Origin of the sequence: Edwardsiella piscicida (genome assembly GCF_001896205.1) — a bacterium.
GTDB lineage: Bacteria > Pseudomonadota > Gammaproteobacteria > Enterobacterales > Enterobacteriaceae > Edwardsiella > Edwardsiella piscicida.
Genome location: NZ_MPNU01000001.1, coordinates 2817467 through 2837904, shown reverse-complemented (window position 1 = coordinate 2837904; position 20438 = coordinate 2817467). Strand labels below are relative to the sequence as shown.

General features: G+C 55.8%; 20 protein-coding genes, 4 pseudogenes, 1 CRISPR repeat array and 1 other annotated feature. Of the genes and pseudogenes, 10 read left to right on the top strand and 14 right to left on the bottom strand.

The features are described 5' to 3' along the window. Positions 1-25 precede the first annotated feature (25 nt). On the bottom strand, positions 26-952 hold the full coding sequence (locus BRD58_RS13060) for a LysR family transcriptional regulator (protein WP_073383347.1): 927 nt from the start codon (positions 950-952) through the stop codon (positions 26-28). Positions 953-1457: 505 nt separating this feature from the next. Between BRD58_RS13060 and BRD58_RS13055 the strand changes: the two genes are divergently transcribed. Further along, positions 1458-2132 (top strand): DUF3313 domain-containing protein, encoded by a 675-nt coding sequence (locus BRD58_RS13055; protein WP_015462036.1) that lies wholly within the window; start codon positions 1458-1460, stop codon positions 2130-2132. 59 nt (positions 2133-2191) lie between these two features. On the opposite strand, the gene BRD58_RS13050 is transcribed toward BRD58_RS13055, so the two are convergent. The 5 genes and pseudogenes from BRD58_RS13050 to BRD58_RS17980 all read right to left on the bottom strand — a co-directional run. Continuing rightward, a complete protein-coding gene (locus tag BRD58_RS13050) occupies positions 2192-3460 on the bottom strand; it encodes an MFS transporter (protein ID WP_012849319.1) in 1269 nt (422 codons plus the stop codon). Positions 3461-3584: 124 nt separating this feature from the next. After that, positions 3585-4556 (bottom strand): sugar phosphate isomerase/epimerase family protein, encoded by a 972-nt coding sequence (locus tag BRD58_RS13045; protein WP_012849318.1) that lies wholly within the window; start codon positions 4554-4556, stop codon positions 3585-3587. A gap of 10 nt (positions 4557-4566) precedes the next feature. Next, entirely contained in the window at positions 4567-5274 is a 708-nt protein-coding gene (locus BRD58_RS13040) for a GntR family transcriptional regulator (RefSeq protein WP_012849317.1), read from the bottom strand. Positions 5275-5425: 151 nt separating this feature from the next. Beyond that, positions 5426-6103, bottom strand: coding sequence for a DUF1345 domain-containing protein (locus BRD58_RS13035; protein WP_073383344.1), 678 nt, complete (start codon positions 6101-6103; stop codon positions 5426-5428). A gap of 96 nt (positions 6104-6199) precedes the next feature. After that, positions 6200-6885 (bottom strand): annotated as a pseudogene (locus BRD58_RS17980) (IS3 family transposase); the annotation flags it as partial. Then, positions 6482-6598 (bottom strand) — a sequence feature (AL1L pseudoknot). It overlaps the preceding pseudogene by 117 nt. Before the next feature lie 51 nt (positions 6886-6936). Here BRD58_RS17980 and BRD58_RS13020 point away from each other — a divergent pair. The 9 genes and pseudogenes from BRD58_RS13020 to cas2e form a co-directional block, all read left to right on the top strand. Continuing rightward, a pseudogene (locus BRD58_RS13020) lies at positions 6937-7152 on the top strand (VasL domain-containing protein); the annotation flags it as partial. A gap of 368 nt (positions 7153-7520) precedes the next feature. Beyond that, positions 7521-10166, top strand: a complete 2646-nt coding sequence (gene cas3 / locus BRD58_RS13015) for a CRISPR-associated helicase Cas3' (RefSeq protein WP_073383333.1) — start codon at positions 7521-7523, stop codon at positions 10164-10166. 3 nt (positions 10167-10169) lie between these two features. Beyond that, the gene (casA, locus tag BRD58_RS13010; RefSeq protein ID WP_073383328.1) at positions 10170-11654 is read left to right on the top strand and encodes a type I-E CRISPR-associated protein Cse1/CasA; all 1485 of its coding nucleotides are present in this window, start codon (positions 10170-10172) and stop codon (positions 11652-11654) included. Beyond that, positions 11651-12175 carry a type I-E CRISPR-associated protein Cse2/CasB gene (gene casB / locus BRD58_RS13005; protein ID WP_069579044.1) on the top strand — a complete coding sequence of 175 codons (525 nt, stop codon included), beginning with the start codon at positions 11651-11653 and terminating at the stop codon, positions 12173-12175. The genes casA and casB overlap by 4 nt, the downstream gene beginning before the upstream one ends. After that, a complete protein-coding gene (cas6e, locus tag BRD58_RS13000; RefSeq protein ID WP_069579041.1) occupies positions 12172-12807 on the top strand; it encodes a type I-E CRISPR-associated protein Cas6/Cse3/CasE in 636 nt (211 codons plus the stop codon). The genes casB and cas6e overlap by 4 nt, the downstream gene beginning before the upstream one ends. A gap of 12 nt (positions 12808-12819) precedes the next feature. Next, entirely contained in the window at positions 12820-13863 is a 1044-nt protein-coding gene (gene cas7e / locus BRD58_RS12995; RefSeq protein ID WP_069579040.1) for a type I-E CRISPR-associated protein Cas7/Cse4/CasC, read from the top strand. Positions 13864-13866: 3 nt separating this feature from the next. Then, the gene (gene cas5e / locus BRD58_RS12990) at positions 13867-14580 is read left to right on the top strand and encodes a type I-E CRISPR-associated protein Cas5/CasD (protein ID WP_073383325.1); all 714 of its coding nucleotides are present in this window, start codon (positions 13867-13869) and stop codon (positions 14578-14580) included. Positions 14581-14583: 3 nt separating this feature from the next. Further along, positions 14584-15462, top strand: coding sequence for a type I-E CRISPR-associated endonuclease Cas1e (gene cas1e / locus BRD58_RS12985; RefSeq protein ID WP_073383323.1), 879 nt, complete (start codon positions 14584-14586; stop codon positions 15460-15462). 28 nt (positions 15463-15490) lie between these two features. Next, the gene (cas2e, locus tag BRD58_RS12980; protein ID WP_236721602.1) at positions 15491-15730 is read left to right on the top strand and encodes a type I-E CRISPR-associated endoribonuclease Cas2e; all 240 of its coding nucleotides are present in this window, start codon (positions 15491-15493) and stop codon (positions 15728-15730) included. Positions 15731-15781: 51 nt separating this feature from the next. Continuing rightward, positions 15782-16786: direct repeats of the CRISPR family, unit length 28 nt; unit sequence GTCTTCCCCACGTCCGTGGGGGTGTTTC. 19 nt (positions 16787-16805) lie between these two features. On the opposite strand, the pseudogene BRD58_RS18390 reads toward cas2e, so the two are convergent. From BRD58_RS18390 to BRD58_RS18275, 8 genes and pseudogenes are all read right to left on the bottom strand, one after another. Then, positions 16806-17039: pseudogene (locus tag BRD58_RS18390) on the bottom strand (Arm DNA-binding domain-containing protein); the annotation flags it as partial. A gap of 242 nt (positions 17040-17281) precedes the next feature. Next, positions 17282-17482, bottom strand: a complete 201-nt coding sequence (locus BRD58_RS12970; protein WP_034165921.1) for a helix-turn-helix transcriptional regulator — start codon at positions 17480-17482, stop codon at positions 17282-17284. Positions 17483-17567: 85 nt separating this feature from the next. Continuing rightward, positions 17568-18371, bottom strand: coding sequence for a chromosome partitioning protein ParB (locus BRD58_RS12965; RefSeq protein WP_073383322.1), 804 nt, complete (start codon positions 18369-18371; stop codon positions 17568-17570). Beyond that, complete coding sequence (locus BRD58_RS12960) at positions 18364-18648, bottom strand: DUF4752 family protein (RefSeq protein ID WP_073383321.1); 285 nt, start codon at positions 18646-18648, stop codon at positions 18364-18366. Before BRD58_RS12960 ends, BRD58_RS12965 begins: the two co-directional genes overlap by 8 nt. Next, entirely contained in the window at positions 18648-19253 is a 606-nt protein-coding gene (locus tag BRD58_RS12955; protein ID WP_073381646.1) for a 3'-5' exonuclease, read from the bottom strand. Before BRD58_RS12955 ends, BRD58_RS12960 begins: the two co-directional genes overlap by 1 nt. Then, the gene (locus BRD58_RS12950) at positions 19246-19524 is read right to left on the bottom strand and encodes a hypothetical protein (protein ID WP_073383318.1); all 279 of its coding nucleotides are present in this window, start codon (positions 19522-19524) and stop codon (positions 19246-19248) included. Before BRD58_RS12950 ends, BRD58_RS12955 begins: the two co-directional genes overlap by 8 nt. Before the next feature lies 1 nt (position 19525). Then, entirely contained in the window at positions 19526-20245 is a 720-nt protein-coding gene (locus tag BRD58_RS12945) for a hypothetical protein (RefSeq protein ID WP_073383314.1), read from the bottom strand. Continuing rightward, positions 20242-20438, bottom strand: a pseudogene (locus tag BRD58_RS18275) (hypothetical protein); the annotation flags it as partial. The gene BRD58_RS12945 and the pseudogene BRD58_RS18275, both read right to left, overlap by 4 nt.

Below are 20438 nucleotides of genomic sequence, written 5' to 3'. Positions count from 1 at the left end.
GGTGCGGGGCGGCGGCTGCCGCGCGTCAGGGCAGGATGCGCGGCAGCTGGCTGGCGATGGCCTCCATCACCGCCTGTACTCGGTGTGGCAGGGTGCTGCGCTGGCGGTAAATCAGGTAGCTGTTCATCGACAGGCCGTCGGCGTGGGCGAGACAGGTGCGCAGGGTGCCCGCCTGCAGATCGGCGGCCACTGCGTAGAAGGGGGCGTAGAGCAGCCCGATCCCCTGACGAGCCAGCTCGATGGCCGGCAGCAGATTGTCGCAGATGCAGACGCCGCTGACCTCGCACTGCTGGAGGTGGCCCTGGGCGTCGGGAAACTGCCAGCGGTTGCGCTGCCCGCCGAGCATGCTGAGGGTGATGCAGTCGTGTCCGTCCAGATCGGCGGCCTGGGCCAGCGTCAGCGGGCGACGATCCAGATACGCCGGCGCGGCGAAGATCCCCATGCGAAAGTTGACCAGCGGGCGGGCGATCAGGCTTTCGTTCTGCGGCTGAAAGGGGCTGATCAGCAGATCGCAGTCGCTGTCGAAGATGGCGCCGTACTGGCGCTCCGTGGCGCTGGGGTTCCGGGTGCGCAGATCGAGGATCAGGCCGGGCATGTCGCGCTGCAGCGCGGGGAGCAGATGGCGGGCCAGCAGCGCGTGGATAGCGATGGGCGCACCCAGCGTCACGCCGCCCTGCAGGCTGCGCTTGTAGCTGTCGGAGAAGCTCTGCAGGGCGCGATGCTGCTCCAGCATGAGCTCGGCCTGAGCCAGGAAACTCTGGCCGAATTCGCTGGGGATCAGCCCCTGCCGGTGGCGGACAAAGAGCGCCAGCCCCAGACGGCGTTCTAGGCTGCCCAGGGTGCGCGACACGTTGGGCTGTGGCATCTGCAGCAGCTGCGCCGCCCGGGTGACGCTGCCCTGACCGGCGATCGCCAGGGCGATACGCAGCTCATCAAACTTATAATCTTTCATCGGGTGATCCAGTAGGAGGTATATCAAAAATGATATCTATCTTTAGCAAAAATACCAGATGATGACGCCTGGCGCGCAGATTATGATGGCGGCGAAAGATAACCGCTGCACGACGTTTCCCCGCCCCCTGGCGGGGTTTTTTTAACGTCATCAGGCTGTTGGACAAACGGGTTATCCGCGGCGTCGCGCGCATCTATAAACGGGCCAGCGCGGCGTCAGGCGTGTGCTACGCTGTTATTATCCCGCGGCGTCGGCGGTGGAATAACGGTGGGGGGCGGCCCGGACATGCGTCTAGATTACGTTGACGCCCGCGGGTCTCTCGGATGGGCTCCAGCGCCCCGCTGGAAAATAAAGCGTCTGATGGAGAAGAGGATAAATAAGGGATGGCACAGCCTGTTATTGCGGCAGGCTGGCGGCACCGCTGCGTCTTATTACCGCGCTGCTCCTCCGCGCGTATTGCGGCATCGAACGGGCAACTCAGATGTTATTTAAGGATCGGTAAAATATGAAACGATTGAAGAGTAAGGTCATTGGCTGCGTCGTGCTGCCGGCGCTGCTGCTGCTGGCCGGCTGCGCCTCCAAGGTGCCGGAGAAGGACAAATACGGCAATTATTTTACCCCCTATGAAAACGTCACCCGGGGAACGACGGCGTCGGGCCAGCCGGTGCTGTACTGGCGGGCGCCCGGGGTGGATATGAAGCAGTTTAACAGCCTGATCTATCAACCGGTGATCTATGCGCCGCGTCCGAAGCCAACGGCGCAGATCAGCCAAAGCACGCTGGATCAGATCCTGGCATACGCCAACGATAGGGTGAAGGCGGCGTTGGCCAGTCACTACCCGCTGGTGGATAAGCCGACCGGTAAGACGCTGATCTTCCGCGGGGCGATCACCGCCATCGACACGGAGAAAAAGGGGCTGCAGTTTTATGAGGTGTTGCCGGTGACGCTGCTGATCGCCGGGACGCAGGCCGCGACGGGGCACCGTACGCTGGATAGCGCTATCTATCTGCAGGCGGAGTTTATCGATGCGGCGACCAATAAGCCGGTCTTGAAGGTGGTGCGCAAGATCGCCGGTAATCCGCTGCGCAACGATCAGACCCCGCTGACGCTGCAGGATATGCAGCCGGCCCTGAATGCGCTGGCGAGCGACATTCGCGCCTATAACGGCTTCGGCACCTGAGCGTCTCCGCCGCGCTTGCGTCTTGCTTATAGAGGGCCCGCGGTGCGGGCCTTTCGTTTTTAGGCGTCGGTCGGCGCCGGCTGCGGCGCGGCGGCGCGCTGGGTACGGATACGCTTGACCAGCAGACCGGAGACCATGATCCCCAGGCAGGCAAAGCAGGCCATCAGGGCAAACACGATCTGATAACCGCGCAGCCCGGGATAGGCGTCCAGCAGATGACCGTACAGGCTAAAGCAGAACATGGCCGGGGCGTAGCCGATAAAGCTGCCCAGCGCCATGGCGGCGCCGGTGTGCGCCTCGTCAATCCGCGCTTCGCCGATGGGGGCGAAGAAGACGGCGCGCTGGGTGAACACGATGGCGCCGAACCCCAGGGTACACATCATGCCAAGGTATACCGGCATCTTCTCATGGGGCAGTACGATCAGCAGCAGCAGCGCCAGTACGCTGAGAATAAAGGTGTAAAAAAGGTAGCGGCTCGGTGAGCGGAGAATTTTATCGGCGATCAGCCCGCCGATGGGGCCGCCGACCATTTTCAGGCAATACTGGTTGATGATGCCATAGGCGCCGACCAGCGCGATGGGCAGGGCGTAGACGGTGCTCAGGAACGGAATAAAGAAGGTGAGCCCGCAGTAGACGGCGTAGACGCAGAAGACGCTGAAGGCGATCAGCCAGACCGTCTTGTCCTTCAGTACGCTGCCGATGCCCGGTTTGGCCTGCTCGGGCTTGGCGACGGGCGCAGAGGGCGCATCGCCGTCTGCGCGGAGGACGAACAGGATCAAGATGCCGATCACGATGGCGCAGCCGGCGTAGAACAGGATCCCCGCCTTAAACCCCAGATAGCCGCTGCCGAATCCGGCGAAGATCGCCAGCGCGGAAAAGGCGATGACGGTATCGACCACGCCGCGCCCGGTCTCAAAGAAGCCGAACAGACGCCCCTGCTGGGTATTATCGCCCAGCAGGCTGACGGATTTGAGCAGCACCGGCCAGTTGAGCATATCGCAGGTCACGCCGAACAGCGCCCAGACGAACAGGATCCCCCAGTAGCCCGGCATGGTGCTCAGGTACAGGCCGAGCAGGCCGGTGGCGATCAGCGAAAAGGACATGGTGTATTTGCGCGGCAGGCGGTCGGAAAAATAGATCGAGAGAAAAAATCCGATGGTGGTGACAATCGAGTTTACCGACATTGCATTGCCGATCTCACCGTTGCTTAAGTGAAAATATTGCTGCATTGGAATATAGAACGCATCTTTTAACGATGGCAGTTTATAAATCGTGCCACCGCATAGCATTAATAGACTGAAGATGGCCCATTTTCTTTTCGTTAGCATAAAGTCCCCCCGACACACATAAAAATGTATGGCATGGCGTTATGTAGGGTCGACAGGCATCCTTACTCCCGAAGGAATAATTCGCGCTGACGCTGCGGAATAAATTAAAAAATAATAATGGCGATCAATTAATTAAATTTAAGGCTTCTCGCTTGATATCCTGAACCAGCGTGCGGACATAGTGGATTTGATTCAGCGCATCCTGCTGCTCCTGCGCCAAGCGCTGCGCCAGATCGCGCTGAGGGAGCGGAGTTTCGCTCATCGCGCGCCACGGGATCCAGGGATCGGCGCCCTCGTCGGCAAAGCGCAGCGGCGGGGCGTAGTAGTCGACCTCCTCCTCCAGCCCATAGGCGGTGACCTGCGGCTGCGTCTCGCCCAGGCAGATCAGCTCGGTCAGCAGCTGGCGCATGGGCATCTCCCCCTGACCGGAGATACAGGCCTGGTGCCCGAGCCCGCGGGCCTCGCGGGTGATCCGCGCGTCCTTGATGTGCACCTGAGTGACATGGGGTGCCATCGCGCGCAGGGCCGGCAGCGGCTCTTCGTTGGCGTTGATCATGTTGGCAAAGTCGAACAGCAGGGAGAGGGCGGGAAAGTCGCTTTCGGCGATCAGCGCCGCCAGCTCGTGGCTTTTCAGGTCCTCATGCTGCTCCAGGGTAAAGCGGAGCCCGCTGTGCCGGTGATGCTGGCGCAGCGTCTGGATATCGGCGCGGATTTGGCTCAGCACCTGACTCAGGGCGCCCTCATAGCGCGGGTAGAAGCGTACCGAGCTGGCGCCGCAGCCCTCGGCGATGGCGATGGCCTGCGCCAGGGCATCGCTATCTGAGGCGCTGGTTTCAATGTGAATATCCAGCCCCAGCCGACGCGCCGCGGCGCCAAAGCGCGTCAGCCGCTCGGCGCTGGCGTGGGCCAGCGAGCGGCTTTCGCCATCCAGCACGTGAACCTTTACGCCGTGCAGCCCCTGCCGATGGGCGATCTCCAGCAGATCCTCGGGAAGAATTCGCTCCAGACGCATATTCAGGTGGTAAGCGTAGGCGTGCAGATACAGCGGCAGCGTGTCGGCGCGCGCAACGATTTTTGTAGCCTGTTCGGGTGTCATGGGAATTACCTTATAGGTCGATATAAAAATCTACGGATTCAAAACGCCAGTATTCGATGTCAATCTGCAGGATATTGCGCAGCATATCGGCACGGAACTTCTCCACCTGGATCGCCGGCGTCGTGCAGTTGCCGCCGATAACCCGGCTGGCTTCGGCATTCAGCCGCGTCGGCTTGAACGCCAGATGCCGGGTGACCGTCGGGCGCTGGTAGTGCTGGCTCCACACGTCGGCAAAGGCGCTTTCGCCCAGATGGTCGATAAAGTCGGGGGCGACCAGCGGGTTGATATAGGTTTCGTGATAGAACACCTTGTGGCCGTCCAGCGCCCCCCAGCCGCGAATACGGAACAGCCCCTGCTGCGGGTCGGCCTGCAATAGCGACTGCATCCGCGGCGGCGCATCCAGCACCCGCTGTTTTTCCAGATAGCCCCAGGAGGGCACGCGCCCCTGCTCGATGGCGGCCTGCTTATAGCTGGTCGCCTCATTGGGGTTGTAGTTAAAGCGCGGCAGGGCGACAAACCAGCCGCGGCGATCTTTGCGGAAGATTTTGGACTCCCCCTCCAGATTGAGCAGCGCCTGACGCAGGGTCATCCGCTTGATGCCGAGCAGCTCACTGAGCTCACGCTCTGAGGGAAGCTTTCCGCCGGCGCCGATCATGCCATTGTCAATCCATTGATTGAGCTGCTCTTTGGCCAGCTCGACGGTAGAAACTGTCTCCATGATATAATCCATTTGGTTTAAACCAGACTTGAGTAAATTTACCGTTACGCGTCTGAACAGACAATAGACACGGCGGGAGAGAGTGATGAAGTGTGAGGCTTCTCGCAGAAGTAACCGGGAGGCGCCGCGGCGGCACCCCCCGAGCGCGGGCTTAGAACAGGCTGGCGCAGACGTTGATCGACAGACCGAGAATGGTCATGTTGAACACGAAGGAGATCACCGACTGCAGCAGGACAATTTTGCGCATTTCCTGAGATCCGACGCAGACGTCGGCGGTCTGCGAGGCGACAGCGATGGTGAACGAAAAGTACATAAAGTCCCAGTAGGAGGGCGCCTGGACCTTGTCGGGAAACAGCAGCCAGGGATCGTCTGTCTTGGGGTTGGAGTAGAACACATGGGCGTAGTGCATGGTAAAGCCCATCGGCAGCAGCAGCCAGGAGGAGATCAGCGTAGAGCCGGTGATAATGAAGTGCAGGATCTTTTGGTGGCCGCTGGTCTGCCCGGCGGTGGCCAGCTCCAGAAACAGCACCAGCACGCTGATGCAGCAGCCGATGACGACGAAGAAGATCACCATCTTGGCGCTCTCATCCTCCAGCCGGGTGATTTTGCGGATATCGTGGGCCCTGCGGTTAACGATTTTGGTCAGCAAAAAGAGGATATACAGCCAGGCGAAGACGTTCCAGCCAAACATCAGGCGGATCGCCGGGGAGAAAAACGGCGTAAGGCAGAGGTAGATGACGGTGGCCATCAGTATGGAAAAGAGAAAGCGCGGCCGCCCGTGTAGATAGTGCCTTATTTTGCGATAGCCGCGGGTTAAGCGTGGATTCATTCCAACATTGTTCCTGATTGCCAGAGAAGAGAAAGTATTGCACGGTTAAGAATAGCGCGCTCATTTTAACAATCCTGTCGCAGAGGGGAAGCCATGCCGCGATGAATCGAGCTTATCTCTCCGGCTGACTGTAGTTCGTAATTTTTTACCCCGCAGCACGCAGGCAAGCCCCATGTTTTTCATCCGTCTCGCGATGGTGCATCTGGCCATGCTAAAGCCGTCCCGCTGCAACTGGCGCCAGACCTTACGTATGCCATAGACTCGGTAGTTTTCATCGTATACACGTTGTATCTCCAGCTTCAGATGCTCATCTCGCTGGTCACGCTGACTGCGTGTTTCAGGGTGCTGACGGTAATTTTGGTGCCGGTAGTACGTCGATGGGGCGATATTCAGCTCATGACATACCGGTCCGACCCCATGACTACCGCAGAGGGTATCCAGCAGCGGCATTATTTTTTCCACAGACAGTCGAACTCCGCCTTCGCAAAATAAGCAGAGGCCTGCCGCAGGATATCGTTGCTGCGTCGACGTTCTCTAACCTCCCGCTCCAACGCCTTCAGCCGTTGGCGTTCGGTAGTCGTGAGTCCAGCATCACCGCCGCCAACACCGCGCTCATGCTGGCGAAGCCAATAGCGTAGGGTGTCGATGCTACAGCCGATTTTAGGAGCAATGGATTTGATAGCAGCATGTTCAGAAGGGTAACTCTCCGGCTGTTCTATCAGCATTCTGACAGCTCGCTCACGGAGCTCGGGGGAGTAATGCTTGGATGATGTCGATGTCATATCGGGTCTCCTTTCACTGAGAGTTTAGTCTCCCAGAAACCCGGTACGGTTCAGGGTAAATACATGACGGTCAGCGAACTGAAGTCCGTTGTATTTTCCATCCGACAGTCTTTTAATCAGTCCATGCCGGCTGAAGAGCAACTGCGGGTATTGTCAGAGAATCCTGCTGGAGTTCCTTTATCTGCCGCTGCGAGGTCTCAGTTGGCGATGTATCTGAAACAACTGGCCGCCCGCTATGTTGAAATAAAGCAGAATGCATCAGAGTAAAAATGGCGCAAAAAATATGAGTAATTCATTTTGTTACCGTAATAACCGTGCCAGGTGGACCGTCGGGGAATTTAACCTTTCTGGAAAATAACTATTCTTCCATATCTGTCGCGGAGATTGCGGTGCCGTTGGGGCGAACTCTAGGTGCGCTAGAGTTGATGATCGGTTCGGGGGCGACAGAAGGAAAAATGTACCTTGGAGTGAGGTTGAACTGGGTATTATTCGTGACCATTATGTTTTGGCTCCTAGGCCAGATCCCTGATACAACTCTTTCTAAGGGGCGTATCGTTGACCACTATATTCAGTGAACGGGTAAGCCGGTGAGAAGAGTATATAGCTAATATGATAAAACAAAGGGCGACTGCGATATGATAAACAGAAGGCGCAAAGCGACGGATACGGAATCAGCGATCGCGGCTGTCCCTTTTGAATTGTGTCCGGCCAAGACCTACAAAGATCGGCAAGGTGTACCCCATCTGGGGCGAAGTGTGTTTAACCATTGTCAGATAGTGGGGCAAACTGCAAAGGCTTTGTTGGAGCGGATACCAGAGACGATTCGGCACCCACTTTTTCCTCGGGGGAGTGCCCTACAGGCAGCGCTTCATGACATAGGTAAGATTAGCCCCACATTTTTCCTCAAATTACAGTGCGCGGTGGAGGGAGAAGATTCTCCTTGGCTGCAACGAATGCCTCAGTTCCGCGGAATACAAGAGCGTGAATGGGGGGGCCATGCTGGCGTCAGCGAGCTGGCCCTCGCCGCAATCACAAGCAACCCGTTTGTACCTAGCGTCGCTGGGCAGCACCACGGCTTTAATCCGCCCGAGGTGATGTTGACGGCCGATGCGCCGCCTTTGGGAGGTGCGTCTTGGCAGACAGAGCGCTGCAAGCTGGTGGAGGCGTTACAGCGGGCAATGGGGGAAGAGATCCCCGTTATCACGACGCCGGCGCAGGCCAGAATATTGGCAGGGCTGACCACCGTAGCGGATTGGATTGGCTCTGGTCATCACTTTGAAGATCCCGCCACTCCCTGGCAACCAAGAATAGAACAAGCATTGGATGATGCGGGGTTTGTATTGCCTCAGGTACGTAATGGGCTGACCTTCGGTGATATTTTCAGGGCTGAGGATGGGACGCCCTATCAACCCAATGAGCCTCAGCAGCTTCTCCACCAGTATAGCCAAGGCGTCGGTGTCTATGTGCTTGAGGCACCCATGGGGCTTGGTAAGACCGAGGCGGCGCTCTATGCGGCCTACAAGATGTTGGAAGAGGGAAGGGCCACAGGCATCTATTTTGCGCTGCCCACTCAGCTGACATCTAACAAGCTGTTAGACCGCTTTAATGGCTACCTCAAGCAGATCCTGACCGAAGAGAGTCCACACCGTCACTCTCTGCTGCTTCATGGTAATGCCTGGTTGGTCAATCATGCATTGGGTGAGGAGGGAAAACCCGGCCGCAGCTGGTTTGACAGTGCAAAGCGTGGTCTGCTGGCACCCTTTGCCGTGGGTACCCTCGATCAGGCATTGATGGCCGCCATGAATGTCAAACACGGTTTTGTCAGAGCCTTTGGCTTGGTGGGCAAGGTGGTGATCCTTGATGAGGTGCACAGTTACGATGCTTACACCGGGGTGATCCTCGACGAGCTGATCCGACTACTTCGCACCCTGCATTGTACCGTGATTATTCTCAGCGCTACGTTGAGCCAGGCTCGCCGCAGTGAGTTGCTCGGGCAGCCAGCACAGCGAGATGCCTACCCGCTCATCTCTGTATCACCAGGTATCACGCCATCACCGTTGCAAGAGCTGTCGGTGACACCAGAAGAACCCCGAACGGTATATCTGCAATGCAAGGCCATGGCGGATCAGACTGTATTAGAGGAAGTGCTAAAGCGAGCGTCCCAAGGCCAGCAGGTGCTGTGGATTGAAAATACGGTAGCTGAGGCGCAGGAACGTTATCTCGATCTGGCTGCCAGAGCCCAAGAGCTGGGGGTAGCCTGCGGTCTACTGCACTCTCGGTTTACTGCTTTGCATCGGCAAAAAAATGAGGCTCATTGGGTTGGCTGCTATGGCAAAGTGGGCAGAGCTGCTCGCAGGGAGCAAGGGCGCATTTTGATAGGCACTCAGGTGCTTGAGCAATCACTTGATATTGATGCCGATTTTCTAGTCAGCCGCATGGCGCCTAGCGATATGCTGTTTCAGCGTTTGGGGCGCCTCTGGCGCCATGAACAGACGCCTAGGCCGCCAGAGGCCATTAGGGAGGCCTGGATCCTTGCCCCAGACCTTGATGCAGCGCGCCAAGATCCCTATCAGGCCTTTGGTGCAACAGCCCACGTCTACTCACCTTATTTACTTTGTCGTTCTTTAGAGGTGTGGCTTGCGCAGGTGAAGGAGGGGAGGGTCTCCTTGCCTGACCATATCCGCACGCTGGTGGAGTCCACCTATCGGGAACGCAGCGAAGATGACGCGATGGCGCGTTGGAAACGAGAGCTCTTTGAGGGGGCGCACCGGCGTAAAGGGGTTAATACGCTTCGGCAGCTGGCACGACTTACGCTCTCCAAAGGAGGCAAGACTCTGCCCGAGGCCAAGGCACAAACCCGCTATAGCGAGCAGGAGAGCGGTGACTTGTTGCTCCTGTCGGGGCTATCTCTGAACAACCACGATCAGGCTACAACCCTGACCTTTCTCGATGGTGAGCAGATCGTTATTCCCTGGCATGGGCATCGCCTTACGCCAGCAGAATGGCGAAACCGCGCGGCGCGAGTGACCCAGCATCTAGTCAGCTGCCGTTTAAGCCAACTGCCTCGGCCAGCGGAGCGGCTCTGGTGCCAAAAAGTAGGCCTGGGCCATGTACTGTATCTCGGCCATCCGGATCAGGATGACGCCGCTATTTCTATTGCCCTGGTCGCTACAGATCATCAATTACAGGCTGTCGATGGGCGCTCCGCCCCCTTAAGCGATCGCCTCTCTTATCGCTATCGGGATGACATCGGTCTCATCATTACCCAATACAAGGAGTAAGCCGTGGAACATCGCTTCAATCTGATCGACGAACCCTGGATCCCCGTGACCGATAATGGGCGGGTCGGACTCAAGGATATTTTCACTCACCCTGAATACCGAGCTCTGGGGGGGAATCCGGTGCAAAAGGCCGCCATTTTGAAGCTGCTGCAGGCTATCGCCCAAGCCGCGTCCACTCCACAAGATCTAAAGGCGTGGCAACAACTGGGTTGGCAAGGCATGGCAGAGCGGGTCTGCCGCTATCTAGCCCAGTGGCACGATCGCTTCTATCTCTACGGCCCGATCCCTTTTCTTCAAATGCCTGCCATTGCCAAAGCCGCTATCAAGAGTTTTGGCACCGTGCAGCCCGATGTGGCGACCGGCAATACCACTGTGTTGACACAGTCCCAAGCTGAGCGGCCGCTCGATGATGGTGAGCGGGCGCTGCTCTTGATCGCTCAGATGGGGTTTGCGCTGGGGGGGAAAAAGACCGATAACAGCGTAGTGCTAACACCGGGTTACAGCGGTAAGAGCAATGATAAAGGGAAGCCATCAACGGGAAAACCAGGCCCCTCTGTTGCATATATGGGCTTACTGCATAACTACTGTCTGGGTACATCATTGCTAGAGAGTATCTGGCTCAACCTCTTTACCGAGGCTGAAATTGTTGATCTCACGCTTTATCCATCTGGCGTGGGTATAGCGCCTTGGGAGCAGATGCCAGAGGGAGAGGATTGCCATGTCGCTAAACAGCTCAAGGGCTCTCTGATGGGGCGGTTGGTTCCATTGTGCCGCTTCTGCTTATTGGTCGATGAGGGACTGCATTACTCCGAAGGTATTGCACATGGCAACTACAAAGAGGGCGTCTTCGACCCTTCAGTGGCGATCGATATCAGCGGCAAGGAGCCCAAGGTACGCTGGGCCGATCCCGAGCGCCGCCCTTGGCGCGAATTGACCAGCCTGCTCGGTTTTATCGATCAAGGAGGAAAATCGCTTGATTGTTATCAGATTAAACTGGCTTTGCGCAAAGCTAAAAAGCAGGTAGCTCACTTTGCTATCTGGTCTGGGGGATTAAGGGTCAGCAGTAATGCTGGTGAACAATATGCCTCCGGTTCAGACGATATGGTCGAGTCGCTTTGCTGGCTCTCTCCTAGCCACGTTAACGCGCTCTGGTTTAACCGTTTCCAAACCGAGATAGGCCAGTTAGATGGGCTGGCCAAGACCCTTTACGGCTGCGTGATGGGCTATTACAAGGCACAGATGGTGGATGGTGAGTCACTTGCCAAACAGGCGAGCAACCTTTTCTGGCAGCTCTGTGAGCGTCAGAGCCAGGCTCTGATCGATGGTTGTGATGAGGTAAAGGCTCGACAACAGCTGCGCCGTCAATTTGCCCGCTATACCTCTCAGGTATTTGACCAGTTTTGCCCCCATCAAACGGCGCGGCAGATGGATGCCTGGGCCAAAACCAAGCCAAACCTCTCCGCCTATTTGCAACAGGAGCAATCATGAATACGCAACCGCAAGCCTCACAGCGTCGCGAGGTGGATTTTGTCGCATACCTCTGTCAGCGCTGCCAAAAAGATAAGGGATTTGCCGCCCGGCTGCGCCGTGCCGATAACCCTGCTACCGAGTATCAAAGTTGGGACACTCTGGCCGCCTTCGGGATCAATCTGGAGTGGGCCGAAGAGCGCCAGCCATTTGCTCTGATTGCCGCCGCCGTGGCACGCAGCGATCAGGCATGCAATGGTAGCTTGCCACTGGGGCAGGCGATCGCTCTCGCTTTTAGCGAGGGGCGCGAGAGCGATCAAGCCAAAGCCAGGCTACGCCGCCTGCTTGCTTGTGATGATACCGAAGAGGTATGCCGCATTTTGCGTCCGTTGTTGACGTTGATCCGGAGTCGGGTCAATCAACCTCTCGATTATGCGGCACTGCTGGTGGATTTACGCTGGTTTCATCGCAGTGCAGATCGCGCCAAAGCACGCTGGGCTCAACAGTTTTACGGCAGGCAGGAAAAGGAGCTAACAGCATGACCCTCTATGCCAGCGTGTTACGCCTCGATCGGGCCGCAGTGAAAGCGCTGCGAGTGACCGACCTCTACTCACTGCACCGGGTGGTTTACGCACTGTTTGAGGACGTACGTTCAGAGATGCGAAAGCAGGCCAGCGTACCAAGTGGAATCCAATGGGTCGATAAGGGAGGAGATCACCGTTGTCGCCAGATCTTGCTGCTCTCGGACCGCCTTCCTCAAGCCGGTGAATACGGTGAGGTTGAATCACGTCCGCTGCCTGACGATTTTCTATCGCATCGTCACTACCGCTTTGCCGTCACAGTCTCGCCGACCAGACGAGATAACCAGAGCCGTCAACTCAAGCCAGTGAAAGGGCGAGAGGCTATTGCCGACTGGTTTATCGAGCGTGCGGCTACAAACTGGGGCTTTTACATCGACTCTGAGCGTATTCAGGTCGATGACGTGAGAGTGGCCCAGTTCAAGGGCAAAGCTGAGCGAGCCATCACGCTGCAGCAGGCAACCCTGAGTGGTTATCTCACCGTGACCGACCCCGAACGTTTCGCCCTGAGCGTGGCCAGCGGAGTGGGCCGTGGCCGCGCCTTTGGTTGTGGCTTGCTGCAAGTCGTTCCCCTTATCGAACACCCCCTTTTCTGACAAGGAATCATCATGAATAACGCGCTGAAGAATACCCGTATCGAGTTTCACATCCTCCAGTCTTTTCCCGTTACGTGTCTGAACCGGGATGATGTCGGAGCCCCCAAAACGGCCGTCGTCGGTGGCGTCACCCGCGCCAGGGTTAGCTCCCAATGCTGGAAGCGTCAGGTGCGTCTGGCCATGCAAGCGTTTGGTGTTAAGCTGGGTATTCGCACTAAAAAGGTCGCTGATCTTGTCACAGAACACTGCATCAAACTGGGTGCAGCACAGGAGCCAGCTCAGGCGTGTGCGAGCAAGATTGCCGAGCTATTGGCCGATGATACCTTGCTGTTTATTAGCGACAGTGAGGCGGAAGCCTTGGCGGATTATGCTAGAGAGCAGGAGTTCGACTCTAACAAGATCAAAGATAAAGAGCTGGCTAAGCGGGCTAAAAAAAATCTCAACCCAGCCCTGGATGCGCTCGATATTGCTCTCTTTGGGCGAATGGTTGCCAAGGCCGCAGAGATGAATGTCGAAGCCGCTGCCTCTTTCAGCCATGCCATCTCGACTCACAAGGTGGCCAATGAGGTGGAGTTCTTCACCGCGCTCGATGATCGGCAAGAAGAGCCCGGTTCGGCCCACATGGGGAGCCTGGAATTTAACTCCGCTACCTACTACCGCTATATCAGCCTGGATCTGGGGCAACTCGCCGACACCATGGGTGGGGATGAACTCAATAAAGAACAGTTGAAACAGGCCATCGCCGCCTTTACCCAGGCGCTGTTTGTTGCGGTTCCCGCGGCTCGTCAGACGACCCAGTCCGGCGCCAGCCCGTGGGAGTTTGCCAAGGTGCTGGTTCGTAAAGGACAGCGCTTGCAGGTGCCCTTTGATGAACCTGTAAAAGCCGCGGGTCATGGCTTTTTAGCCCCCAGCGTAGCCGCGCTCAAAGGCTATATCAGCAAGAAAGAGGTGCTCACCGGCAGCCTGTTTGGCAAGCTGGGCGATTATGAGTGGGGTGAGGATGAGACATTCAGTTTGGATCACCTGATCGCTAAGTTGCAAAACCATGTGGAGTAAGTCATGAGTCAACCTTACCTGTTGCTATGGCTGGAGGGGCCTCTACAAAGTTGGGGGCATGACTCCCGCTTTGGACGGCGTGAGACCCTGCCTTTTCCAACTAAGTCCGGGGTGCTCGGGATGGTCTGTGCTGCCTTGGGGGCTGGGGGGCCTCAAATATCCTTACTTGCCCAATTTGCCGATCTCGATATGCAGGTTCACAGCTTTGCTCGTCGTGACAAGAATGGGGCGCTCGTGCCCCGAGAGCCGGTGTTACGCGATTTTCATATGGTGGGCAGTGGTTACGATGACAAGGATCCTTGGCAAAGTCTGCTGATCCCCAAAACCCGTGAAGGAAAGAAAGCGGTGGGGGGAGGCACAAAGATGACCTACCGCTACTACCTGCAAGATCAGGCGTTTGCTGTACTGTTCCAGATTCCTGATGGCCTGTTAACCGAGGTCGCCCTAGCTCTGCAAAATCCGGTTTGGGATCTCTCCCTCGGCAGAAAAACTTGCGTGCCCAGCGAGTTTATCTTTCAGGGACAATTTGCCAACCGGGATGATGCGCTGACAGCCGCCCTCAATCTGGCCGAGCAGAAGCAACGAACCCAGGACTTTATGGTGGTCCAGGGGGCCACTGAAGGGGGAGAACTGCTGACATTAAACGATGTTCCGCTGCAATTTGGTCAGCATAAGCGTTATCGGGATCGGCAGGTGACGCTGATAAACGAGGGCTAAACTATGAGTGGTGGTCAGCGTTTATTCGTCAAGATCACTCGGGAGTCTCTACCTCAGGTTAAGGATAAATACCCCTTTATCTACCTAGAGCGCGGGCGCTTAGAGATTGATGATAGCAGTCTAAAGTGGCTCGATGCCGAAGGGCAGGTTGTACGTTTGCCGGTAGCGACTCTCAATGCCATTTTGTTAGGTCCCGGAACCAGCTTGACTCATGAGGCTGTTAAAACGGCTGCAGCGGCCAACTGTGCTATCTGCTGGGTGGGGGAAGATAGTTTGCTCTTTTATGCTGCTGGTTTTTTGCCCACCGCTAATACGCGCAACCTCAATCATCAGATGCGGCTTGCCTGCAATAAAAAATCATCTCTCGAAGTCGCTCGCCGCATGTTCGCCTATCGTTTTCCCGATGCGGATTTGGCAGGTAAGAGTCTTAAAGAAATGATGGGAATGGAAGGAAGTAGAGTACGCGCTCTCTATCAACAAAAGGCACAGCAATATGGAGTCGGTTGGAGAGGGCGTCAGTACATTCCGGGAAAGATGGAAATTAGCGATACAACCAACCGAGTGCTCACTTCAGCTAATGCTGCTCTCTACGGCATCCTTTGCTCGGCGTTGCATGCCATGGGTTATTCCCCGCACATGGGGTTTATTCACTCGGGTAGCCCGCTGCCTTTCGTCTACGATCTGGCCGATCTTTATAAAGAGAATCTCTGTATCGATCTTGCCTTCTCCCTGACGCGTGAGATGGCGGGGCGTTATGAGAAGGCTCTGGTTTCATCTCGTTTTCGAGAGCGGGTGATAGAACTGAATTTGCTCGCGAGTGTAGCCAGAGATATACCACAGCTACTTGGAGGGGCAAATATTGATGCTGATAGTTCTCGCTAACGATTTACCTCCAGCAGTTCGAGGACGAATGAAACTTTGGTTTATTGAACCGCGGCCAAATACCTTCGTTTCCGGTATCAAGGATTCGGTTGCTGACACCGTGATCGAATACCTTTATCAACACTGCTCACCGGCAGCGGGTGTGGTGATATTTAAAAGCATTGCTAGAGCACCGGGGTATCAGATCCATACCATAGGATCACCGACCAAGACGCTCTGTGAGATAAATGGCCTGCAGTTGGTGGTAGAGAAGCGGCTCAACCAGTAAGTCAACCACAATATGTAGTTGGTTTAGTATGCTCTTTAACAATATAATGGGGTCTTCCCCACGTCCGTGGGGGTGTTTCTATCCTATCGGCCGCAGCGCAGCATATGGAAGAGTCTTCCCCACGTCCGTGGGGGTGTTTCTCGCTGACGGTATCAAGGCAGGCGTACCTGTTGAGTCTTCCCCACGTCCGTGGGGGTGTTTCCTACTTTAGCGTCCAGCGCGAGCTAGAGCAGGGGTCTTCCCCACGTCCGTGGGGGTGTTTCTAACGCGCAGTGCTTCATGCAGAAAGTAGTTGTGTCTTCCCCACGTCCGTGGGGGTGTTTCTTCGTTATCGCAAGTGAAGCAGTAAAGCGCGACGTCTTCCCCACGTCCGTGGGGGTGTTTCCGATCTCACCTATGCCGGCGGCGAGGTAATTTTGTCTTCCCCACGTCCGTGGGGGTGTTTCTGAGCTGCGTCTGCGCAGGATCAGGGGTTGGCAGTCTTCCCCACGTCCGTGGGGGTGTTTCTCTGACGCCCTCCGAGTTGGTCGGGTGCGCCGAGTCTTCCCCACGTCCGTGGGGGTGTTTCCCTGTTTATGTGCGAGTTTGTCGACGATAAAGCGTCTTCCCCACGTCCGTGGGGGTGTTTCTGGTACGAGCCGCCGGTCAGCTTCTCCGGGCTGGTCTTCCCCACGTCCGTGGGGGTGTTTCTCGGGATCTGTATGGCGCCGGTGCCTTTTTTGGGTCTTCCCCACGTCCGTGGGGGTGTTTCCATACTGTCGGTAAGGCCGAAAAATCAGGGTGCGTCTTCCCCACGTCCGTGGGGGTGTTTCTGAGTGGTTCCGTGACCAAAACCTGATGGAGCCGTCTTCCCCACGTCCGTGGGGGTGTTTCTGACCGCGGTTTCTATGTCGATGTCGCCTTGGCGTCTTCCCCACGTCCGTGGGGGTGTTTCCGATATGCCACTCACCGTTGCGGTAGTTGTCCGGTCTTCCCCACGTCCGTGGGGGTGTTTCTTGAGGATGAGGTACTGGAGCAGATGCCGGATAGTCTTCCCCACGTCCGTGGGGGTGTGGACTGACCCCAATACCTTTCTTGCCTCATCTCGTTTAGTGCGAGCTTCCGCAAGTGTGATGTCCGGGTAGGTTCCGAATGAGAACTTTTTCTCTTTGCCGGCAAATCGATATTTCATCCGCCAGTATTTTGAACCGTTAGGGTTGACCTGGAGATACAGTCCACCACCGTCAGCGAGTTTATAGGCTTGGTCTCTGGGCTTTGCAGTCTCGACCTTACGCGCATTTAAGGTCGTTTTTGGGGCCTCATTTTTCATTGAACAGGATAAGCCCCCACTAAGGCCCCCAAACGTTTATAGATTCACGTTGAGATGGGTAGATATCCGTTGACGTCGCATAGCCAGAAAAGAGGGTTTATCACTGATTATAAGAGGGTTTTATTGAGTTTGGTCGATGTCAGGAGAGGGGGCATGGCGTTCCCTGCATACGCCGAAGTTGATATGCAGGGATTTGATATAATTGGGTTTTTATGTGTTCGTTAAACTTTTTACCCGCAATTTTACCCATTTGAGCTGGATAGGAGGCGATTCTTAAATTCGCAGTGGTCGCTATAACGCCAGCGCGAACGTCCATGAATCTTCTCTGGTTTTACCAAGGTGCCATCCTTCACTCGGTCATAAATGAAGGTTTTCCCGAAGCCAGTATCCGCCATGATGAATTTCAAATCAACGAGCGAATCTGGGGTCATATTATGTGTCATGATTTTATCTCCGGACAGGGAATCGAACCTGTCATTTTTTCCTGATCTGATTGCCTAAGTGTTCAGTGCGTCTGCGCCAGCAGATCTATCTATGCATGTATTCGTTGATAATCTTCAGCACCTCTTCACCAACCCCTTCCCGCAGGACCAGGGTGCGTCCATCCCCATCGATCTCGGCATCGCTGAGCAGCTCGACCAGCCGGCGTGCGCGTGTTGCGCTAAACTGGCTGCCGGTGACGCTGCGGGTGACTTTCTTTTTTCCCTGGGCTTTCGCCCGCTTCACATCCTCCTGCAGTACATCCCCGGCGCTCTCCCCGTGCTCCTTCACGCGATCGACTGCCACATCCATAGCCACCTCGCCGTCTTTCACCAGCTGCTGTACGTCGTAATTCGACGCGCTGAGGATCAGCAGTTTGTCTACGGTTGCGCGGCTTTTGTGGATCAGCTTGGCGATCTCATCTGGTGTCAGATTGAACGCGGCCAGCTCCTTCACAACGAGGCTTTGTTCGAACTGCGTCAGCGGCAATTGGTTGTTGCTGGTCATGATGCGCGCTACGCGCTCCACATCGCTGCCCGTGAAGGGAGCAATGGCGATCAGTTCGATGGGTTTGCCAGCCTCTCTTACCCGGCGATACGCTCGAATGCGGCGGTGCCCCTCTACGACCCATACACCGCCCTCATCGCGTGGACGGACCTCAAGCGGCGGCACCGTTCCGCCGGAAAACAGGAACTGAAATAGATCATCATCAGCCTGCTGCGTCCGCTCATCATCAATACGCTTGTTAAACCCTTCCTGTACGTGGATATCATCTAGTTTGATAAGCATGCCGCTGTCACGGCGGCTAATCGGTCCGCCTTTTTTGCACATTTTCTTGAATGAGTTAGCCATTGCTGGTCTCCTTTGTCCTGCTGATGAGAATCAGCATGTCACCTTTGGTTTTGACCACCATGGAGCACCCTGGCTGAATGGTCTCAAGGTTGAACGCCTCGCAAAATGACTCTAGGGCCAATGACTTCTCGTCCTTGCGATTCAACCACCTCCAGCCTTTACGCAAGGCTATGGCGAAAATCCACTGCCACGCTTTGATGGTCATCCAGAGCCAGACGCTTATAACCTGAAGCATGATCATCCAATCGGTGGCTGAGTATTTAGCAAAGGTTTCCATTAACACGCCTCCTGATACGCGATGGCCATCTGTTCTGCGTCATTCATAGCGTCATGAAGCGCATGGTGCTTAATCATCTGGAAGCACGGCTGGTGCCCCTCTAAATAGCCCTTACGCCCGCGGGTTGGGACCTTGGTATCGATGTATGTCCTAACGTCGCGCTTGCCGTTGTAACGCCATGGACACTCCAGACCGCACATGCGGTAGGCGTTCTCCAGAATGGCGCCATCAAAATCTGGCCCACGGAAAAACACCCTGGCGCCGGGGTGATAATCCAGCCAGCGAGAGAGGCCGATCAGGGCTTCGCTGAGGGCCACGCGATCGCCGGTTAGGGCTTCGTGTGCATCTTCGGCCTGGTCTTTCCACCACGTCTGGATCTTTTGGCTGACGGTTCGGCCTAGCATCAGCTGATCTGTGGCGTCGAGCCGGGTGTAAAAGGCCAGTACGGAGAAGTCCTGCAGATCGATATCGCGGGCAACTTTCAGGATGTTGGCCTGGGTATCTTCCAGATCGCTGACATCGACCGCAAAGGCACCAATAGACAGCAGTAGGGCGCTGGGCACGGTATCCATGGTTTCGGTATCGATAACGACGTCTTTAGTCATTACTGGCCTCCTGCTGACGGTTAGAACGACACACAAGCGCCCAAAAATTCATATCGCAAATGAGTGATACGCGCATTTCAGCCGTAAATCGAAAGCCAAGCTTATTTGACTTACCGACTGATCGCCGACGCTTGCGCATTAACTTGCGTGCGTGCGCCGCCTGTACCTCAAGCTGACGCATCATTGAGGCATAAACACCTTTTGCTGGTATTTTCCGCACCTGTTTCTGATACGCGACTAACAGATCGTGTACGTCTGTAGATTTGGCCATCTCACTCCCCCTTACTGGCGCCAGCAGCGCAGCCGGTATCAATGCTATGGAAAGCGAGATATGTACCCATGGCTTTATCAACGATCTTGGTATTTTGGTATTTGCTGATAGTCCAGGTGATAGCGAACAGTATCCAGCGGAAGTGGCTTGTATAGGTTTTAAAGGTCAAGCCTTCGCAAATATCCCAGGCACTGATACCATAACTGTCTGGCCAATCAGCATCACAAACAGCCTGGTATGCTTCATATTCATTGATGAATGGAGCGTTACACAATTCACGGACAATTTCGCGTATGCAGGATTTATAGCTGTCCGGCGTATCGTCATCGGTTTCTTCTTCCCCAGACTCATCCAGGTATTCGCTGAGTGACTCTCTCAGGCTCTGGCAAAAAGCATCGTGGTCGTATTCTTTCGCTAGAAGATCACACGCACACCCAGCTCCAGCTTTCAATTTTTCAGACCAATAATAAGTGTTAATACGGTCTTGCCATGGGCCGAAGAAGTCGAACATGTCCGCGATGCGGGAAAATGTCCAAGTCCCCATATCTCCGGTTACAGTCAAATAACCGGGCCAAGTGATCACATCGAAGTAATAACAGGATGTTCCTGGCTTCTTCATACGCAAGTGACGGTAAAGCCCATCATCGCGGATTATTTCCAGGTGGTGGAATGCTGTATCTACCAGAAAACGGCTAGATGTATTGAATTGGCGTCGTTTCATGCCTTGCACTCCCGCATCTGTTTTGCGCCAGCAGCGGATAAAGCGCGCAGGTTGCCGATAAGTAGCGTTACTTCCACTTCAAGGCGCTTCCCTAAGTCCGTATGGGTGCAATACTTGGACCAGTCGTTTCCCTCCAGCAGTTCTATGATATTGCGCACATCATCCTCAAGACCTGCCATGCGTTGGCGGGACG

Coding starts and splice junctions, on each gene's coding strand:
- BRD58_RS13060 (WP_073383347.1), bottom strand. CDS start 952: ATGAAAGATTATAAGTTTGATGAGCTGCGTATCGCCCTGGCGATCGCC.
- BRD58_RS13055 (WP_015462036.1), top strand. CDS start 1,458: ATGAAACGATTGAAGAGTAAGGTCATTGGCTGCGTCGTGCTGCCGGCG.
- BRD58_RS13050 (WP_012849319.1), bottom strand. CDS start 3,460: ATGCTAACGAAAAGAAAATGGGCCATCTTCAGTCTATTAATGCTATGC.
- BRD58_RS13045 (WP_012849318.1), bottom strand. CDS start 4,556: ATGACACCCGAACAGGCTACAAAAATCGTTGCGCGCGCCGACACGCTG.
- BRD58_RS13040 (WP_012849317.1), bottom strand. CDS start 5,274: ATGGAGACAGTTTCTACCGTCGAGCTGGCCAAAGAGCAGCTCAATCAA.
- BRD58_RS13035 (WP_073383344.1), bottom strand. CDS start 6,103: ATGAATCCACGCTTAACCCGCGGCTATCGCAAAATAAGGCACTATCTA.
- cas3 (WP_073383333.1), top strand. CDS start 7,521: ATGATAAACAGAAGGCGCAAAGCGACGGATACGGAATCAGCGATCGCG.
- casB (WP_069579044.1), top strand. CDS start 11,651: ATGAATACGCAACCGCAAGCCTCACAGCGTCGCGAGGTGGATTTTGTC.
- cas6e (WP_069579041.1), top strand. CDS start 12,172: ATGACCCTCTATGCCAGCGTGTTACGCCTCGATCGGGCCGCAGTGAAA.
- cas7e (WP_069579040.1), top strand. CDS start 12,820: ATGAATAACGCGCTGAAGAATACCCGTATCGAGTTTCACATCCTCCAG.
- cas5e (WP_073383325.1), top strand. CDS start 13,867: ATGAGTCAACCTTACCTGTTGCTATGGCTGGAGGGGCCTCTACAAAGT.
- cas1e (WP_073383323.1), top strand. CDS start 14,584: ATGAGTGGTGGTCAGCGTTTATTCGTCAAGATCACTCGGGAGTCTCTA.
- cas2e (WP_236721602.1), top strand. CDS start 15,491: ATGAAACTTTGGTTTATTGAACCGCGGCCAAATACCTTCGTTTCCGGT.
- BRD58_RS12970 (WP_034165921.1), bottom strand. CDS start 17,482: ATGACACATAATATGACCCCAGATTCGCTCGTTGATTTGAAATTCATC.
- BRD58_RS12965 (WP_073383322.1), bottom strand. CDS start 18,371: ATGGCTAACTCATTCAAGAAAATGTGCAAAAAAGGCGGACCGATTAGC.
- BRD58_RS12960 (WP_073383321.1), bottom strand. CDS start 18,648: ATGGAAACCTTTGCTAAATACTCAGCCACCGATTGGATGATCATGCTT.
- BRD58_RS12955 (WP_073381646.1), bottom strand. CDS start 19,253: ATGACTAAAGACGTCGTTATCGATACCGAAACCATGGATACCGTGCCC.
- BRD58_RS12950 (WP_073383318.1), bottom strand. CDS start 19,524: ATGGCCAAATCTACAGACGTACACGATCTGTTAGTCGCGTATCAGAAA.
- BRD58_RS12945 (WP_073383314.1), bottom strand. CDS start 20,245: ATGAAACGACGCCAATTCAATACATCTAGCCGTTTTCTGGTAGATACA.